Raw genomic sequence first — 16,812 nt, 5'->3', positions numbered from 1 at the left:
GCCTGTTCCGTCTTTTGTAATAGGTCCTTTAATTCTCTTTGTTCCTTTACTGATAGGGAAATTTTGTAACTCATAGTTTTTCAACAAAGTTACAAAATCGGAATTATTTAGACAATATAGTATAAAAAGATGGTAAAACCCTGGTGATGCACAACGGCGACTGGGTAGTAGTGGATAAAGAAATCACACTTGATAATGGCGCCGTGGTTTACAAAGACGGTAAAGTAAAAAAAGGTGAAGCTGAAATAAAACTTAAAGAAGGCGAAGCGGTAAATAAAGCGGGTAAGTTTTTCGACAAAACGGGTAAGGCTATTGGTAATGCCTGGGATAATACAAAAGATGCAGCCAAAGATGCCGGTCATGCCATAGGCGATGCAGCAAAAAAAGTTGGTAAGAAAATAGATACCGCTTTCAGTAAAAAGAAATAACCTGAAACACCATTATAAACATCTATTTAAATTGAGGCTGTCTCAAAAGTCGAGTCAACCTCTTTTTTATTCGGATACCTGATGGAGAAAGTTTTCGTTTAAGCGATTCTCAAAGCCTTCAATTTACTTTTGAGACTTCCTCAATTTTATTTAATGGACAGATATTACGGCAACCGCGCCACTAATTTCTCGGGCATCAGCCTTAAAACATTGTAGATGATTTTCCACTTAAAACCGGGCACAATTATAAACCTGCCAGGTGTGTAAACAACTGATCTTGCAATAAAGGAAGGCTCCAGTATTAGTGATTCGGGCAAGTCGAGCCCTGCCGTCATCTTGCTTCGTATATAACCTGCTACAATTACCTGCACTTTTATATTGCGTGAAAAAAGATATTGTCTTAAGCCGGCAAGATATTGGGTAAATGCCGACTTCGTGCTGCCATAAATAAAATTGCTTTTCCTGCCTCTCACGCCGGAAAGCGATGAAAGGCCTACGATCTTTTCAAGGCCTGTATTGTTCTTATCATTAACAATGATATTTAAAATGGAAACAGCGCCGCAGTAATGCACTTTCATCATTTGAAAACTGCCGTCCCAATCAGTCATAGCCTGCTCATTATTTTTTAAAAAGCCTGCTGCATATAATACAATATTTGGTTTGAAAGGAAGGTTGTTATAAAACTGCTGATGCGTACCGAAAGCAGTGGCATCAAAATATTGTACTGTTATATTGGAAGCAAAACCTTGCTGTTCAGCAAATGCATTCAATTCATCCGTGCTTCTTGATGCGGCTATAACTTTACAGCCTTCTTTGATATATAATTTAATGGCTTCTTTGGCTACATCAGAATTAGCGCCCAATACAAGAACCGTTTTATTTGATTGCGGCATAATTGTTCAAATGTAAAGGGTGTATTTCAAATTTTCGCAGGTGGGTGGAGACCCACCTGTAGAACCCGCTACCGGTCGGTGTCTCACCGACCGGAGTGCCGCTTATGGAGCGAAAATTTGAAATACGTACAATGTAAAATGCATCGTGCATGTTTGCATTACATTGATTAATTTTAGAGGATGCCCTTCATAAAATCATTTTCAATTGATGCTGATAAAAAGTCGCCTTTTCCTTATAACATTCTGGCGGTTAAATATGCCAGGCATGTTTCATTGCGCATAGGGAAAGGTTCGCCGTTATCTAACAAATCCGGCAAGCCTATGGCAATGGCGAGCGATACAATGCCACGCATGCCCGACCAGCTAATGAGAATGCTCGTGCGCGTGTCAAATAATGCATCTTCACTTATTTTCCGTTTTCGTTTACCCTGGAAGGCTTTTGCAAGGGAAGAAAACTGATGCCATCAAACCCTGACAAACCGCACAACGAAGGCCACGATCGTAATGATGGCTGAATAGCTGGTGTGCCGCCAGGTTTGCGATGTGCTCATTCCATGCAAAACGATGGGGAATTGCAAGCCGATGAGGATAAATATCAATGTCTGTCTTTTCCGCAGCGCCTGCTGCATAATAAACATATATCAGTTGTGGCTGCAAAGGAGAATAGGCTGTGTCTTCAATGCATTTCCAGCTTTTACCTGTATTTACAATTTGTTCTGTCTTTGTATCGCCCTGCAAAATAAATCCTGTTTGAAGCGAAGCCTGCCAGGCGGCTTTTACATCGCCAAAATTCCAAACCAAAGCAGCTATAATATTGCTGCCTGTTTTAAGATAAGGCGCTATGTCAACCGTTTCAAAATTCCAGTGATACAAATCTCCCTTGGCTGGCCCGAGAGAAACCAGTTCGCCGTTTACAAACAGTTTATACCGGTTATCGGCTGATACACGAATGATAAAATGTGAAGGTTTTTCATTCAGTTCAATTTTTTCCTGAAATGATAAACCCCATATCCATGCTGGTTGGTGTTAGGCACATCAATCCATTTTGCATTCCAGGTTTTTTCAATAATATCAGGATTTATACTTTGAGCATTAAAATATTGAAAAGGGTAAATGAGCGCAGCCAATAAAATGATATACTTCATACAGCAAGTTTAAGTGAAGATTGTTAATATTGAAAACGGAATTGTTCTGCACTGTGCTGTTTTATTAAAGCTGTTGCCAATTATCAAAACCATTTCTTTAATTTGCCTTGCTGATATGAATTTACTTTCTCCTACCATATCGAAACTTGTACGATTGCGCTACAGCCGCATTGAAGAGTGGATGAATAATCCTGTAACGGCGCAACGCGAAATTTTACAGGACCTTGTTACGCATGGTCAGCATACGGATTTTGGCAGGAAATACAACATGAAAAACCTGTTTACCGTAAAAGCATTCAAGGAAGCTATTCCCATTCACGAATACGATGATATAAAGCCTTGGATATGCAAGCTTATGAACGGCGAACAAAACCAGTTGTGGGATTCGCCGGTGAACTGGTTTGCAAAAAGCAGCGGCACCACAAGCGATAAAAGCAAATTCATCCCCGTTACCGAAGAAAGCCTCGAAGACTGTCATTACCAGGCCGGCAAAGACGTGCTTACGCTTTATTATCAAATCAATCCGGAAAGCTATCTGCTTACCGGCAAAGGTTTGGTGATTGGCGGAAGCCACCAGGTAAGCCAACTGAATGAAGATATATTTTTTGGCGACCTGAGCGCCGTACTGATGCAAAACATGCCTGCATGGGGCCAATGGATAAGAACGCCTGAACTGGCTATTGCACTGCTCGACGAATGGGAAACAAAAATAGAATCGCTTGCCCAGTCAACCATATATGAAAATGTAACTTCCATATCAGGCGTGCCCACCTGGACGCAGGTTTTAATAAAACGCATTCTTGAAGTAACAGGCAGGCAAAATATAAAAGAGGTTTGGCCAAACCTTGAACTGTACATGCATGGCGGCGTATCCTTCACGCCATACAAAGAGAATTTTAAAAAATTGCTGGGCGATGGCATTCATTATATGGAAATGTACAATGCCAGCGAAGGTTTTTTTGCTGCACAGGATAATATTGATGAAGAAGGAATGCTGTTGTTTTTAAACCACGGCATTTTTTATGAATTTATGCCGGTAGAAGAATATGGCAAACCAAATCCTGAAACGGTAGGATTGAATAAAGTTGAATTGAGAAAGCAATATGCAATTATAATTTCAACCAATGGCGGCTTATGGCGATACCTGGTGGGCGATACCATTCAATTCACCACATTATTTCCTTTCAGGATAAAAGTTACCGGCAGGCTGAAGCATTTTATGAATGCCTTTGGTGAAGAGGTTATTGTTGAGAATACCGATGCCGCCATTGCTGCCGCCAGTAAAAAGACCGGTGCATTGGTAAACGATTATACGGCTGCACCCATTTATTTCAGCGAAGAAAATAACGGCGCTCATGAATGGCTGATAGAATTTGAAAAAGAGCCTGCCAACATGGAGCAGTTTGTATATGAGCTTGATTCATCATTAAAAAACCTTAACAGCGATTACGAAGCCAAGCGCCATAAAAATATTGCCTTGCGCATGCCGGTTGTGCATTGTTTAAAGCGTGGCGTTTTTAATCTATGGCTGAAACAAAAAGGTAAACTGGGCGGGCAGCATAAGGTGCCAAGATTAAGCAACAACAGAAATTTTATTGAAGAATTGTATGCATTGCTGCAAACGGTTTATTAAAATTCTTTACAACTTTTATTGTTTCTCTTTTCATTTGTATAACGTACCCACTCGGCTTGGTTTCTATGCAGCTTATAATTATCATTCCCATCCGCCGCCTAACGAGCGGTATAATTCCACAGCAGCAGCAAGCCTTTGCCGTTTAATGTCTGCCAATGAAAGTTCTGCCGCCAGTGATTGACTTTGTGCAGTTAATACTTCCAGGTAATCTGCCAGGCCGCTTTTAAATAATAATGTAGCATTGCCGATTGCCTTCTGCAATGTATCAACCCTGCTGGAAGAAATTTGCTGCTGCGCTTTTAACTTATCTAATTGCACCAACGCATTCACTACTTCACCGCCGGCCTTTAAAACTGTTTGGCGAAATGTTATAACAGCTTCATCCCTTTGTATGGCCGATACCTCATATTTTGTTTTAAGGCTTCTGTGCTGCAATACAGGCTGGGCAATGCTTGCACCGGCAGAAAAAAAGAGCGATGCCGGTATGGAAAACCAATCGCTTGCTTTAAAAGCATTCAGGCCGCCGCTTGCTGTTATGTTTAAGGAAGGATACATAGAAGCTTTGGCTACGCCCACATTTGCATTGGCTTTCACCAATTCCATTTCACTTTGCCGCACATCGGGCCTGCGGCTTAATAATGCAGCAGGCAGCCCCGTTGAAAGATCATCCCACACATACATGGAATTAATATCAGCATTCCTCACAATTTTTGCAGGCAGCTTTCCTGACAAAATCTTAATTGCATTTTCCTGTATGGCAACCTGCTGTTCAAGCTGCGGCATTAAAAGCGCCGCTGTTTGCTGTTGCACCTCTGTTTGCTGAACAGCAAGTTCCGTTACCTGCCCGGCAGCTTTTTGCAACTGCATCATCCGCACAAGTGAATCGGTTAATACAAGATTTTTTTGAGCAATAGCAAGCTGTTCATGCAGCATTAAAAGATTATAGTAACCTGTTGCAATTTCGGCAACCAATGTTGTCCTTACTGTTTTAGCGCCTTCATAAGAAGCAAGATAATCTGCCAGGGCCGCTTCTTTCTGCAGCCTGATCTTTCCCCAGGAATAAACATCCCATGAAACCGTTGCACTCAATGTATAATCCTCCACATGGTTCTGCCCGATAAAGCTTTCAAGGCTTTTACCGTTCAGGCTATTATCAGAAGGATTGCTTGTTGTTGCAGTTGCAGCAACATCTGCAGACGGAACATAATTCATTTTAGCCTGCTTTATATATGCCTCTGTTTCTTCAATGTGCTTAACAGCAAGCTGCAGGTCGTAACTATTGTGCAGCGCCGTATCAATTAAATCAACCAGCTCCGAATCTTTGAAAAATGTTTTCCATTCAATTGCAGCGATGCCTGAATCTGAAGCAGTAATGCTATCCTGAAAAGTTGCGGGCAACTGCACGGTTGGGCGCTGGTATTTTTTGCCAACCGTACAGGCGCTTATAAAAAATATAAATAGAAGTTTATACAAATAATTTATCCGTTGCATTGCTTGTTTTTTATTATTCACTTAATGCAGGCGCTGCCTGTTTTGGCGCACCGCTTACTTTTTCCTGCAGGTACTGGAATATCACATATAAAACAGGAATGATGAATACGCCAAATACAACGCCGGTAAGCATACCGCCCACAGCGCCGGTGCCGATGGAGCGATTGCCTAATGCCGATGCACCGGTTGCCCAAACCAATGGTAACAATCCAACTATAAAGGCAAGAGATGTCATCAATATCGGGCGAAGGCGAAGCTGCGATGCCTGCAGGGCTGAATCAATAATAGATGCACCCCGTCTTCGCCGCTGCACAGCGTATTCAACAATAAGTATCGCATTTTTAGATAGCAGCCCGGCCAGCATTATCAGGCCAACCTGCACATAAATATTGCTTTCAATGCCTGCAAATTTTATAAACGCATATACGCCTAAAATACCGGCAGGAATAGTAAGAATTACTGCCAGCGGAAGAATATAACTTTCATATTGTGCAGATAAAATGAAGTAAACAAACAGGATGCTCAGCAGGAAAATAATGGCCGTTTGATTGCCTGTTGATATTTCTTCCCTGGTCATGCCCGTCCATTCATAAGAATATCCTTTGGGCAGTGATTGTTTGGCAGTTTCTTCAATTGCTTTAATAGCATCGCCTGTACTGTATCCCGGTTTTGGCGCACCGTTTATACTTACCGCATTATAAAGATTATTGCGGGTAATGGTTTCAGGGCCATAAACACGTTTTAGCTTTACAAGCGTATTTACAGGAACCATTTCATTATTATTGTTCTTTACAAATATGTTATTAAGGGAAGATGCATCTTCCCGGTATTGAACATCTGCCTGCGCCATTACGCGGTAGTATTTTCCAAACCGGTTAAAGTCTGATACAAAGCTGCTGCCGTAATATACCTGCAATGTTTGCAGCAGATCGCTTACATTCACGCCCAACTGTTTTGCTTTTTCATCATCCACTTCAATTTCATATTGCGGGTTGCCTACGGAAAATGTAGTGAATGCGGCTGCAATTTCAGGGCGTTTCATCAATGCACCGATGAATGCGTATGCCGTGCCGCCCAGTTTATCCAGCGAATGATTGCCCCTGTCCTGCAGCATGAATTCAAATCCGCTTACATTGCCAAAACCCTGTATGGTGGGAAAAGTGAAAAAGAATGTATTGGCATCTTTTACGCTGCTTACCTGCTGCATCATTGAATTGGTGAGCTGCTCAATGTTTTTTACATCACCTCTTTCTTTATAAGGCTTCAGCCTTACAAACCCGGCGGCATACGGCGATGCATTGGCATTGGAAATAAAATTCAGGCCATCAACCGTGTATTTTTTGAACACGGAAGGATAATGTTTCAGGATGCTGTCAATTTTCACCGTAGCATTATGTGTTCTGTCGAGCGAGCTGCCCGGCGGCGCATTCACTGCATATAAAATAAAGCCCTGGTCTTCCGTGGGAATAAAACCAGTGGGCGTTTGCCTGATTAATAAAACGGTAACAGCTGTTATTAAAACAAGCCCGCCAACCGCAATCCATTTGCGTTTCAATAAAAAAGCAATACTGTTTTTATACCGGTTTGTCATTGCGGTGAAACCGGTATTGAATGCATCAAAAAAGCGGCGGGAAAATCCTTTCTTTTTATTGCCTGCATGTTCTGCATCTTCATGTTTTAAAAACAAAGCGCATAATGCCGGGCTCAGCGTTAATGCGTTCACTGCAGAAATAAGGATGGCTATAGCGAGCGTAAATGCAAACTGGCGGTAGAAAACACCCGCAGGCCCCTGCATAAATCCCACCGGGATGAACACGGCGGCCATCATCAGGGTAATGGAAATAATGGCGCCTGATATTTCGCTCATAGATTCAATGGTTGCCTGCTTTGCATTCATCCTGGTATGTTCCAGCTTTGCATGCACGGCCTCCGTTACCACAATGGCATCATCCACCACAATGCCAATGGCAAGCACCAGCGCAAACAGCGTAAGCAGGTTTACCGTAAAGCCGAACAGTTGCATAAAGAAAAAAGTGCCAATAATAGCAACCGGAACGGCAAAAGCAGGAATGAGCGTGGAACGAAAATCCTGCAAAAAGATAAACACAACGATGAACACGAGTATGAAAGCAATAACCAGCGTTTCCCTTACCTGTCCTATAGAGGCATCGAGGAACTCTTTTGAATTGTACATCACGGTAGCCTCAACACCTTTGGGAAGCGTGGCAGAAAAATCTTTAATGAGCCTTTCTGCCTGGGTAAGAATATCATTGGCATTAGAGCCTGCCGTTTGAAATACGGCAAAGCCTGAAGTAGGCCCGTCGTTCAAACGGCTGTTGGATGAATATGTGAAAGAACCAAACTCAACACGGGCCACATCTTTGAGGCGGATAAAAGAACCATCCGGGTTTGCCTTGATGATGATGTTTTCATAATCTTCGTTCCTGTTCAGCTTGCCTTTATATTTTAATACATACTCAAATGTTTGCGTGCTGCTTTCGCCAAACCGTCCCGGCGCCGCTTCAAGGCTTTGGTCGCGGATGGCGCTGGAAATATCCTGCGGTGTTAAGTTATTTGCCGTCAGCCTGTCGGGCTTTAACCATATACGCATGGAATAATCCCTTGTTCCAAAAACCTGTGCATCACCCACGCCGGGTATGCGCTGTATTTGCGGCACAAGATTTATTTTGATATAGTTCTGCAGAAAGGTTTCATTGTATGTATTGTCTTTGCTGGATAAAGCCACAAACATGATGATGCTGTTTTGCTGCTTTTGTGTGGAAATGCCCGACTGCACTACTTCCTGCGGCACCTGGTTTGCCGCTTTTGAAACACGGTTCTGCACATTCACCGAAGCAATATCAGGATTGGTGCCCTGCCTGAAATAAACGGTAAGCGTCATGCTGCCGTCATTGCTTGAATTGGAAGTCATGTAGGTCATATTCTCCACGCCGTTAATGGCCTGCTCCAGTGGCGTTGCCACGGAACGTGCCACCACTTCTGCATTGGCGCCCGGATAGGTTGCCGTAACCACCACGCTTGGCGGCGCTATGTCGGGAAACAAAGTAACAGGCAAGGTATATAATGAAATGCCGCCCAGCAGCAGCAATATGATTGACACAACCGTTGATAAAACGGGCCGCTCTATAAATCGTTTCAGCATTATGTATAAAAGTTTTGTAATTGATGAAGTAAAGCATCATCAACCATAATAATTTTTGTTTGAATCGTTCCGGGGAAAATGAAGCCGGTAAATATTATCTCTCCATTCTGTATATTTTGCCCATCCTGTATTTGCCGGCTTTCAGGTTTTTATTTGCTAATCACTGATAGGTTTTGCTTTAAGTAAGCTGTCTGTTGATATAAGTTGCGGATTGATTACCATTCCATCCTGCAGGTTGCCCAATCCGGCAAAAACAATTTTGTTATCCCGGGAAAGCCCTTTATCCACAAAATAATAGTTGGCGGTTTTGCCGGAAACATTAATGGGCGTGCCCGTAACTTTATTGCTGTCGTTAACCAGGTACACAAACACTTTGTCCTGTATTTCGTAAGTGGCTTCCTGCGGCACCACCAGCGCTGATGTATATAATTTCGGGATTCTTATTTTACCTGTATTGCCGGAGCGTAAAACGCCGGATGCATTCGGGAAGGTTGCACGAAAACTGATAGAGCCTGTTGTTTCATCAAACTGGCCTTCTATGGTTTCTATCTTTCCTTTTACCGCGTATAAACTGTCGTTTGCCAATTGCAGTTCAACCGGGGGAACATGCTTTAATTTTTCTTCAATAGTATTGCCTGCAAACTGGTTTCTAAATGCCATAAAATCAGCCTCGCTCAAAGAAAAATAAGCATACACTTCACTTACATCTGACAATAAAGTAAGCGGCTCAACAGAAGCTTTGCCAACCAGTGCGCCTGTTTTATACGGTATCTTTCCAATATAACCGCTTACCGGCGCTTTAATTAAAGTATAGCCTACATTAATTGCTGCTGCACTCACCATTGCCTTATTTTGATTAACGGCAGCCTGTGCAGCATCATAATTTGACCTCGCTGTTTTTAACTGCACATCAGATATCACATTGTTTTCAACCAGCGGTGTTAAACGGTCCAGTTCAACCAGCGCCCTTTGCAAACTTGCTTCGGCAGATTGTAAACTTGCCTTTGTATTATTAAGCTGCTCCGTATAAGGCGCATCATTTATTTTGAATAGTGGCTGGCCTGCTTTTACAAAAGCGCCTTCATCTACAAACATTTTTTGCAAATAGCCGTCAACCTGCGGCCTTATTTCAACATTTACTTTTCCCTGTACAGATGCAGGAAATAACTGGTAAGTGGTGGCAGGCGCCGCTTCCACTTTTAATACAGGTAATTGAGGCGCCGGCATCGCATTCGGAGCATTGCCGGCGGTTGATTCATTGCAACTGTATGTAATGCCTATAATTATGGCACCTGCTATTAAAATAAACAGCTGGCTTTGTACAATACTTTTTATTACACGTATCATAACGCTTGATTTTTAATGTTAGAAAAGCTTCTTCTTATGACAAGAAACGAAAAGTGGCAGCGACGCTGCTAAAGGTTAATCTTGTTAAGTGCTAAGACTTAGCTGGATGAAGTATATATGCCAATGCCCAACAACATTATTTAAGCATGGCCTGTATTTTTTTCATGCATCAAAAGTAGGTTGCATGCCGGTAAAATACATTTACCAAATCAGGGGAATTATTGCACTTTTAAAGGATATTTTTTTGAAACAGCAAAGGCGTTTGGCCCGTATGTTTTTTGAAGAAGCGGTTAAAGTAAGCGTCATCTTCAAAGTTCAGGTGCGCTGCAATTTGCTTTGCCGTAAGCTCTCCCCAAAACAGCAAACGTTTGGCTTCGGTAATTCTTTTTTCATCAATAAACTGCTTGGCCGTTTTGCCGGTTATGATTTTAATGGTATCATTCAAATGGCCCGGCGTAATGTAGATCATATCTGCATATTCCGCCACCTGTGTCTTACTTAAAAAATGATCATCTACCAATGCCCTGAACTGCTGCAATATCTTGTTCTGCGTTGCATTCATTACCGCAAGCTTTGTTTTGCATGTGCCCAGTCTTGCCGCAGTAATTAAAAATGCATTTAAAAGATTTCTGATCACCAGGTCTTTCTGATGGCGCAGCTCCACAAATTCCTGCTGCATAAGGCCGGCATAGGTTTTCAGCTCATTGAAATCTTTATTGTTTATAACAGGGATCACTATCTGGCTGAACATGCATTCCCAGCAGGACAAAGTGGCTCTTACATCGTTTAAGAGATAATCCCTGCTGAAGGCAATATGGATCATCTTAACGCCTTTATAGCTTGTTATATGGTCAACCTGTTCGGGCGATGAAAATAAAACAGCAGGCGCCGCTATTTCATATTTTTTAAAATCAACATTACCGCCCATCTTTCCTTCAAGCAGCAATGCCACTTTATAGCCGCTGTTGCGGTGCGGCGCCCTCATGCGCAAAGGAATATTTTTATCGTCTATCATCTTGATCAGAAAATCTGAATCAGGCATGCATTCCTTCCAGTCCAATACAGGAATTAATGAAGTTGCGCTCATAACAAAATTTTTAGCGAAATAAATTAAACCATCAAATTTAGGAAAGAAGAAATATTATTATGCGCGGTAAAACATATAAACTTTACCATCATACATAAAACTTATTGTTACCGTTGTGCGTAAATAATAAAGGGCTTTAAAACTACTTAAGAGATTCCCACTTTCGTGGGAAAGACGGGCAAGTGGCTGATTTATTCTTACAATCTAATAAAGCAAGAGTAAAACACTACCATCTGCCGTCATGCCCGGCCTGACCGGGCATCTCATCATACTAAATGCCCAACTTTATATTTCATTCGTACAAGTTTATTTTTTCAGTTGCCTCATGCCTGTCCCGAACTTGCTTCGCGAGAACGCCTTAATATACATTCCCCTGTGAGTGAAACATTTTACATGGGCGTTTCAATCGCACAAAAGGCCTTATTGTTCTATTTTAGTACAGCTGTTTAACCAACAATTAAATTTCCGGCTGTAAACGTTAGTAGCTATCATTGCAGCATTATTATTAAGTAAATAAATTGTTATGGTTAACGATAAAGTTTGCATTATTACCGGCGCTGCCCGCGGAATAGGCGCTGCCATTGTGAAAAAATTAGCGGAAAACGGCGCTCATGTAGCCTTTACATATATAAGTGACAGCAGCGCTGAAAAAGCGGCTGCACTGGAAAGCGAATTGAGCAAAAGCGGTGTAAAAGTAAAAGCCTACAAAAGCAATGCGTCAGATTTTGCACAATGCGAAACCTTGGTGAATGAAGTGTTGAAAGAATTTGGAAAGATTGATGTGTGCGTGAATAATGCCGGCATCTCTAAAGATAATTTATTGCTGCGTTTATCGCCCGAGCAGTGGAGCGATGTAATAGATGTAAACCTGAACAGCGTTTATAATATGACCAAGCAGGTTATCCGCCCCATGATAAAGGCCAAATCGGGGAACATTATTAATATGAGCTCCATTATTGGCATTCGCGGCAATGCCGGGCAGGCAAGCTATGCTGCGTCGAAAGCAGGCATTATAGGATTTACCAAGTCTGTAGCGCTTGAGCTTGGCAGCCGCAATATTCGCTGCAACGCTATTGCCCCGGGCTTTATTGAAACAGACATGACGCATTATTTAAAAGAAGGCACGGCTGCTGACAATTTTTTGAAGGATATTCCGCTGGGCAGGTTTGGCAAAGCTGAAGAAGTGGCTAATCTTACCCTGTTTCTTGCCAGCGATATGAGCGCTTATATAACCGGTGAAGTAATAAGCATTTGCGGCGGGCTTAGTATTTAATGCGCATTTTTATCGAACCTGTTCAGGCCTTATTGTTAACCGCATAGAAATATAGCTTTTATATAGATGACAGATAAGAAGCACAGAGCTTTTCTCCTCTTCGATGAAAAATATTATGGCTTATTTAAAATGCATCAACAGGATTATTGTTAAGTTTTAGTACGATTTTTGGTGGTTTATCTATTGTTTTTTTTCTTTGCCAACGCTGATGAAAGTTAAAAAAATCATAGCAGTTATTTGTTTAACGGTGTTAACCACACAGGTGATCCCGTTGCGCCAGATAGGGGCTATGCTTTTTAATAACCAGATCACGGAAGAAATTGCACATGGTTCTGATTATGGTAAAAAACCGCTTGAAGAAAAAGAAGTGCATACCTGGTTTCCTTCTTTGTTTGCTTCGCAAACACAAACCCTTGCCGGTACAAACAACCACAGCATTTATGCACATGCACCGCTGGTTCAGCTGCATATTGCAGAAGTGCCCACCCCGCCTCCCAATATTTAGTATAAGCATATAACGATTGCTGCTGCAGGCATCTGAGAACTGCCTGGCATTGTTATTATTTATACTAAATCAAATAAAAATGAAAAATATTTTCAGGAATATTGGCGCTGATTTTTCAGCATCAGTTGTTGTGGCTTTGGTAGCCTTGCCCCTGTGTTTGGGTATAGCGCTGGGTTCCGGCGCACCCCTGTTTTCAGGGTTAATCGCCGGTATCATAGGCGGTATTGTTATAGGAACCCTGAGTGGCTCCCAGTTAAGCGTAAGCGGCCCGGCGGCTGGCTTAACGGCCATCGTTGCCGCCGGCATATTAAAGGTGCCTTCGTTTGAAGCTTTTTTGCTTTCTGTTTTGGTTGCCGGGATAGTACAGCTTATACTGGGTTTTATAAAAGCCGGCGTTTTTGGCGATTACATTCCCACAAACGTAATTAAAGGCATGCTTTCGGCCATCGGCATTATCCTTATCTTAAAACAGGTACCGCACTTAATTGGTTATGACGCAGACTTTGAAGGCGATTATGCCTTCGCCCAAAAAGATGAGCATAATACTTTCAGCGGGATAATGAATGCTTTTTCAAAGGTTACACCGCTGGCAATTATTATAGGCATTTCCGCATTGCTTATTCAAATAGTGTGGGATAAAGTGCTGGTGAAAAAAGTAAAACTATTCAAACTTATTCCTTCACCGCTTATTGTTGTAATAGCCGGTGTGGGCCTTAACAGCTTTCTGCAAAACGGAAGCGCATTACAGTTAAGGGCGGAGCAAATGGTGAATATACCGTCTGCATCGAATGTAGGTGAATTTTTTTCATTCTTTATGCTGCCCGATTTCCGTTATCTCAACATGCCTGAAATATGGATAACCGGCATAACCATCGCCATTGTGGCGAGCCTTGAAACCTTGCTGAACATAGAAGCTTCAGACGAACTGGACCCCTACAAGCGCGTAACCCCGAAAGACAGGGAATTAAAAGCGCAGGGCGTAGGTAATTTAATCTGCGGGTTAATTGGCGGTTTGCCTGTAACCTCTGTGGTAGTAAGAACATCAGCCAATGTTAATGCCGGCGGAAGAACAAAAGCATCAGCCATCATGCATGGCATGTTGCTGCTGGCTGCTGTGGCCCTGATTCCTTTTTTAATGAATAAGATACCTTTATCTGCCCTGGCTGCTGTGCTTATTTATACAGGGTACAAGCTGGCAAAGCCTTCCTTGTTTAAAGAAATGTACCGCCGGGGGCCCGACCAGTTTATACCTTTTGTAGTAACTATTGCAGCTATAATTTTCACTGACCTTTTAATTGGAATTGTTATCGGCATTGGCGTAGGCTTATTCTTCGTGCTCCGCAGCAATTTCAAAACATCCTTCTTTATTGTGCATGATAACAGTAAATACCTGTTTCGTTTGAGAAAAGATGTATCTTTCCTCAACAAACCATTGCTTAAAAATAAATTGGAAACAGTGCCGGCCGACTCCTCTGTTTTAATTGATATTTCAAGAGCCGATTTCATTGATAAAGATGTAATAGAAGTCATCAACGATTTTCTGCAGCATGCCCATCTTAAAAATATCAAAGCAGAAATAAAAAGAAGTCCCGGGAAGGCAAATCACAACAGGGTTGAACAACCAGTTAAACAATCAATAAAAATAATAGCAAATGACACCTTACGAGAAACTATTGCTGGAAAATAAGGCCTGGGCACATGAAATGGTAGAAGACGACCCGGATTATTTTAACCGGCTTGCCAAGCTGCAAACCCCCGAATTTTTATGGATCGGCTGCAGCGACAGCCGCGTGCCGGCCGATAAAATTACAGGCACACAGCCCGGCGAAATTTTTGTGCACAGGAACATCGCCAACCTGGTTATACATACTGATGTAAACCTGCTGAGTGTTTTGGACTTTGCAGTTAATCACCTGAAAGTAAACCACGTGATCGTATGCGGGCATTATGGCTGCGGCGGCGTTAAAGCTGCTATGACAAACCATAGCTATGATCACCTGCTTAATATGTGGCTGAGAAATATTAAAGATGTTTACCGCCTGTATCAGCAGGAGCTTGAAAGTATAGCAGATGAAGAAGCAAGAACAGACAGGCTCGTTGAGCTAAATGTAAAAGAGCAGGTGATGAAACTTGCCAAGACATCCATTATTCAACGCGCCTGGAAATATGGCAAACGCCCGGTGCTGCATGGATGGGTGTATGGCCTTAAAGATGGTATCATTAAAACGCTGTTTGATATGCAGCCCGGCGCAGAAATGAATAACATTTATAAATACGACGATTTATAAGGGCTATTTTTTATCACCCTGCTTTTCCTGCTGCTTAAGGTCAAAGTCAGCTTCGGCTGCTTTGGCCTTTTTAAAATCCAGCACAACGCCGTTTATGCAATAACGCAATCCGGTTGGCGGCGGCCCGTCATCAAACACATGGCCCAGGTGCGATCCGCACCTCCCGCACATTACTTCGGTACGCTGCATGCCATGGCTGCTGTCCGGCGCATATATAATGGAAGTTTTTGAGATGGGTTTATAAAAACTCGGCCACCCGCACCCACTTTCAAACTTGGTATCGCTTTCAAATAAAGCATTGCCGCATACAGCGCAATAATAGGTTCCAATTTCTTTTGAGTGCTCATATTCGCTGCTCCACGGCATTTCAGTGCCCTTTTCCCTTGCCACGCGATATACTTCAGGCAAAAGCCTTTTCTTCCACTCTTCATTGCTTACCACAATTTTATTGGTATCCGTATGCGAATAATCGGAGTTAATTGAATTGTTGTTCATAGAAATTCTGTTTGAATTGTTTGTACAAGATAAATCAAATACAAAGCCAGTAATCATTATAGCAAATATTGTGCGTTTCATCATCTTATTGTAAAATACGAAATTAATTAGAGCCTGTTTAAAAATTATTTAATAAAAGTTTTATAGGGATAATTTGACCATTTCTTCTGCTGTTTGCATAAGCAGTTCATAATTTCGGCATAATCTGCGGTCGTTATCGAACCAGGAAAATGTTCGCGCTGCTATCCATCTCTTATGCACTGGTTTGAAATTAGAGGAGTTACTTTCTTCACGAAGTACAACCTGTAGCCAATAACCAAACTTTTCTTTTACTTCTTTAATGATATTACCGCAATAACCGCCATCAGCCAAAATCACCCTGATGTTATGATAGCTGTCCCGTAATACACGCATCAGCATACCAACGGCTTTGCAATACAAGCATAAGGGCTTTTATGAAGCGGCATCATTTCATGTTTTTAAAAACAGGGCGTATTCCTGCCAAAGTGAATACGACAGCCCAAAAGAATTGGGTGAATGAAACCCTGAAACCCGCTATTAAAGCGGCTAAAGAAGAACAAATACACCTGCTTTTTATGGATGCAGCCCATTTTGTATTGCAACCTCTTCTTTGCAGCCTTTGGTGTATGATAAGAGTGTTCATAAAAGCTGCTGCCGGCCGTAACCGCATTAATGTGTTAGGGGCCGTTAATGCGCTCACCTAACACATCACCACCTGCAGCAATACAGATTTTGTGAACGCCAACACCATTGCAGCGTTTTTAAGACAATTGAAACAGCAGTATCCTGATAAGCCAATTGCCATTGTGCTGGACAATGCAAGGCATCAACGCTGTTTTTTTAACCACATCGGCAATCTTTAGGTATCCATTTGCTTTTTTTACCGCCCTGTTCACCCAATCTTGATATCATTGAACGACTATGGAGGTTTAACAAAAAGAAATTTTAAACGCCCGGTATTATGATTCACCTGCTTTGTTTCATCAGGCTATTAACAATTTTTTCCAAAAAATCAATGAGGCTCATCAACACAATATTGAAAA

At 42.1% G+C, this 16,812-nt stretch carries 17 protein-coding genes and 1 pseudogene; 9 read left to right on the top strand and 9 right to left on the bottom strand.

Features of this window, described 5'->3' with window-relative positions:
- Window positions 1–137 precede the first annotated feature (137 nt).
- Window positions 138–428: pseudogene (locus tag QM629_RS04390) on the top strand (DUF6799 domain-containing protein); the annotation flags it as partial.
- A 164-nt stretch (window positions 429–592) separates the two neighbouring features.
- Here QM629_RS04390 and QM629_RS04385 read toward each other — a convergent pair.
- Window positions 593–1,321, bottom strand: coding sequence for an SDR family NAD(P)-dependent oxidoreductase (locus QM629_RS04385; protein WP_415157575.1), 729 nt, complete (start codon window positions 1,319–1,321; stop codon window positions 593–595).
- Between the two features lie 180 nt (window positions 1,322–1,501).
- Between QM629_RS04385 and QM629_RS04380 the strand changes: the two genes are divergently transcribed.
- A complete protein-coding gene (locus QM629_RS04380; RefSeq protein ID WP_415157573.1) occupies window positions 1,502–1,780 on the top strand; it encodes a hypothetical protein in 279 nt (92 codons plus the stop codon).
- Here QM629_RS04380 and QM629_RS04375 read toward each other — a convergent pair.
- Both QM629_RS04375 and QM629_RS04370 read right to left on the bottom strand, forming a co-directional pair.
- Entirely contained in the window at window positions 1,745–2,194 is a 450-nt protein-coding gene (locus tag QM629_RS04375; protein WP_415157571.1) for a hypothetical protein, read from the bottom strand. The two genes, QM629_RS04380 and QM629_RS04375, sit on opposite strands and share 36 nt — an antisense overlap.
- A gap of 101 nt (window positions 2,195–2,295) precedes the next feature.
- Window positions 2,296–2,466 carry a hypothetical protein gene (locus QM629_RS04370; protein ID WP_415157569.1) on the bottom strand — a complete coding sequence of 57 codons (171 nt, stop codon included), beginning with the start codon at window positions 2,464–2,466 and terminating at the stop codon, window positions 2,296–2,298.
- Between the two features lie 115 nt (window positions 2,467–2,581).
- Here QM629_RS04370 and QM629_RS04365 point away from each other — a divergent pair, with 115 nt between their 5' ends.
- Window positions 2,582–4,099, top strand: a complete 1,518-nt coding sequence (locus QM629_RS04365; protein ID WP_415157567.1) for a GH3 auxin-responsive promoter family protein — start codon at window positions 2,582–2,584, stop codon at window positions 4,097–4,099.
- 81 nt (window positions 4,100–4,180) lie between these two features.
- On the opposite strand, the gene QM629_RS04360 is transcribed toward QM629_RS04365, so the two are convergent.
- The 4 genes from QM629_RS04360 to QM629_RS04345 form a co-directional block, all read right to left on the bottom strand.
- Complete coding sequence (locus QM629_RS04360) at window positions 4,181–5,590, bottom strand: efflux transporter outer membrane subunit (RefSeq protein WP_415157565.1); 1,410 nt, start codon at window positions 5,588–5,590, stop codon at window positions 4,181–4,183.
- A gap of 13 nt (window positions 5,591–5,603) precedes the next feature.
- Entirely contained in the window at window positions 5,604–8,753 is a 3,150-nt protein-coding gene (locus QM629_RS04355; RefSeq protein WP_415157563.1) for an efflux RND transporter permease subunit, read from the bottom strand.
- 156 nt (window positions 8,754–8,909) lie between these two features.
- Complete coding sequence (locus QM629_RS04350) at window positions 8,910–10,100, bottom strand: efflux RND transporter periplasmic adaptor subunit (protein WP_415157561.1); 1,191 nt, start codon at window positions 10,098–10,100, stop codon at window positions 8,910–8,912.
- 229 nt (window positions 10,101–10,329) lie between these two features.
- Window positions 10,330–11,187 carry a helix-turn-helix domain-containing protein gene (locus tag QM629_RS04345; RefSeq protein ID WP_415157559.1) on the bottom strand — a complete coding sequence of 286 codons (858 nt, stop codon included), beginning with the start codon at window positions 11,185–11,187 and terminating at the stop codon, window positions 10,330–10,332.
- A 523-nt stretch (window positions 11,188–11,710) separates the two neighbouring features.
- Between QM629_RS04345 and fabG the strand changes: the two genes are divergently transcribed.
- The 4 genes from fabG (at window position 11,711) to QM629_RS04325 (ending at window position 15,253) form a co-directional block, all read left to right on the top strand.
- Window positions 11,711–12,460, top strand: coding sequence for a 3-oxoacyl-[acyl-carrier-protein] reductase (gene fabG / locus QM629_RS04340; RefSeq protein ID WP_415157557.1), 750 nt, complete (start codon window positions 11,711–11,713; stop codon window positions 12,458–12,460).
- Between the two features lie 208 nt (window positions 12,461–12,668).
- Window positions 12,669–12,965, top strand: a complete 297-nt coding sequence (locus QM629_RS04335; RefSeq protein WP_415157555.1) for a hypothetical protein — start codon at window positions 12,669–12,671, stop codon at window positions 12,963–12,965.
- A 79-nt stretch (window positions 12,966–13,044) separates the two neighbouring features.
- The gene (locus QM629_RS04330) at window positions 13,045–14,652 is read left to right on the top strand and encodes a SulP family inorganic anion transporter (protein ID WP_415157553.1); all 1,608 of its coding nucleotides are present in this window, start codon (window positions 13,045–13,047) and stop codon (window positions 14,650–14,652) included.
- Window positions 14,618–15,253 carry a carbonic anhydrase gene (locus QM629_RS04325; protein ID WP_415157551.1) on the top strand — a complete coding sequence of 212 codons (636 nt, stop codon included), beginning with the start codon at window positions 14,618–14,620 and terminating at the stop codon, window positions 15,251–15,253. Before QM629_RS04330 ends, QM629_RS04325 begins: the two co-directional genes overlap by 35 nt.
- Window positions 15,254–15,256: 3 nt before the next feature.
- On the opposite strand, the gene msrB is transcribed toward QM629_RS04325, so the two are convergent.
- Window positions 15,257–15,748 (bottom strand): peptide-methionine (R)-S-oxide reductase MsrB, encoded by a 492-nt coding sequence (gene msrB / locus QM629_RS04320; RefSeq protein ID WP_415157549.1) that lies wholly within the window; start codon window positions 15,746–15,748, stop codon window positions 15,257–15,259.
- Window positions 15,749–15,889: 141 nt separating this feature from the next.
- A complete protein-coding gene (locus tag QM629_RS04315) occupies window positions 15,890–16,168 on the bottom strand; it encodes a hypothetical protein (RefSeq protein ID WP_415157547.1) in 279 nt (92 codons plus the stop codon).
- 35 nt (window positions 16,169–16,203) lie between these two features.
- Here QM629_RS04315 and QM629_RS04310 point away from each other — a divergent pair, with 35 nt between their 5' ends.
- Both QM629_RS04310 and QM629_RS04305 read left to right on the top strand, forming a co-directional pair.
- Entirely contained in the window at window positions 16,204–16,473 is a 270-nt protein-coding gene (locus QM629_RS04310; protein WP_415157545.1) for a hypothetical protein, read from the top strand.
- Window positions 16,474–16,634: 161 nt separating this feature from the next.
- Complete coding sequence (locus QM629_RS04305; protein ID WP_415157577.1) at window positions 16,635–16,718, top strand: hypothetical protein; 84 nt, start codon at window positions 16,635–16,637, stop codon at window positions 16,716–16,718.
- Window positions 16,719–16,812: the final 94 nt, after the last annotated feature.

It is taken from the genome of Parafilimonas sp., from assembly GCF_047606085.1.
Taxonomy (GTDB): Bacteria; Bacteroidota; Bacteroidia; order Chitinophagales; family Chitinophagaceae; genus Parafilimonas.
This window is presented reverse-complemented; position numbering and strand designations above follow the sequence as displayed.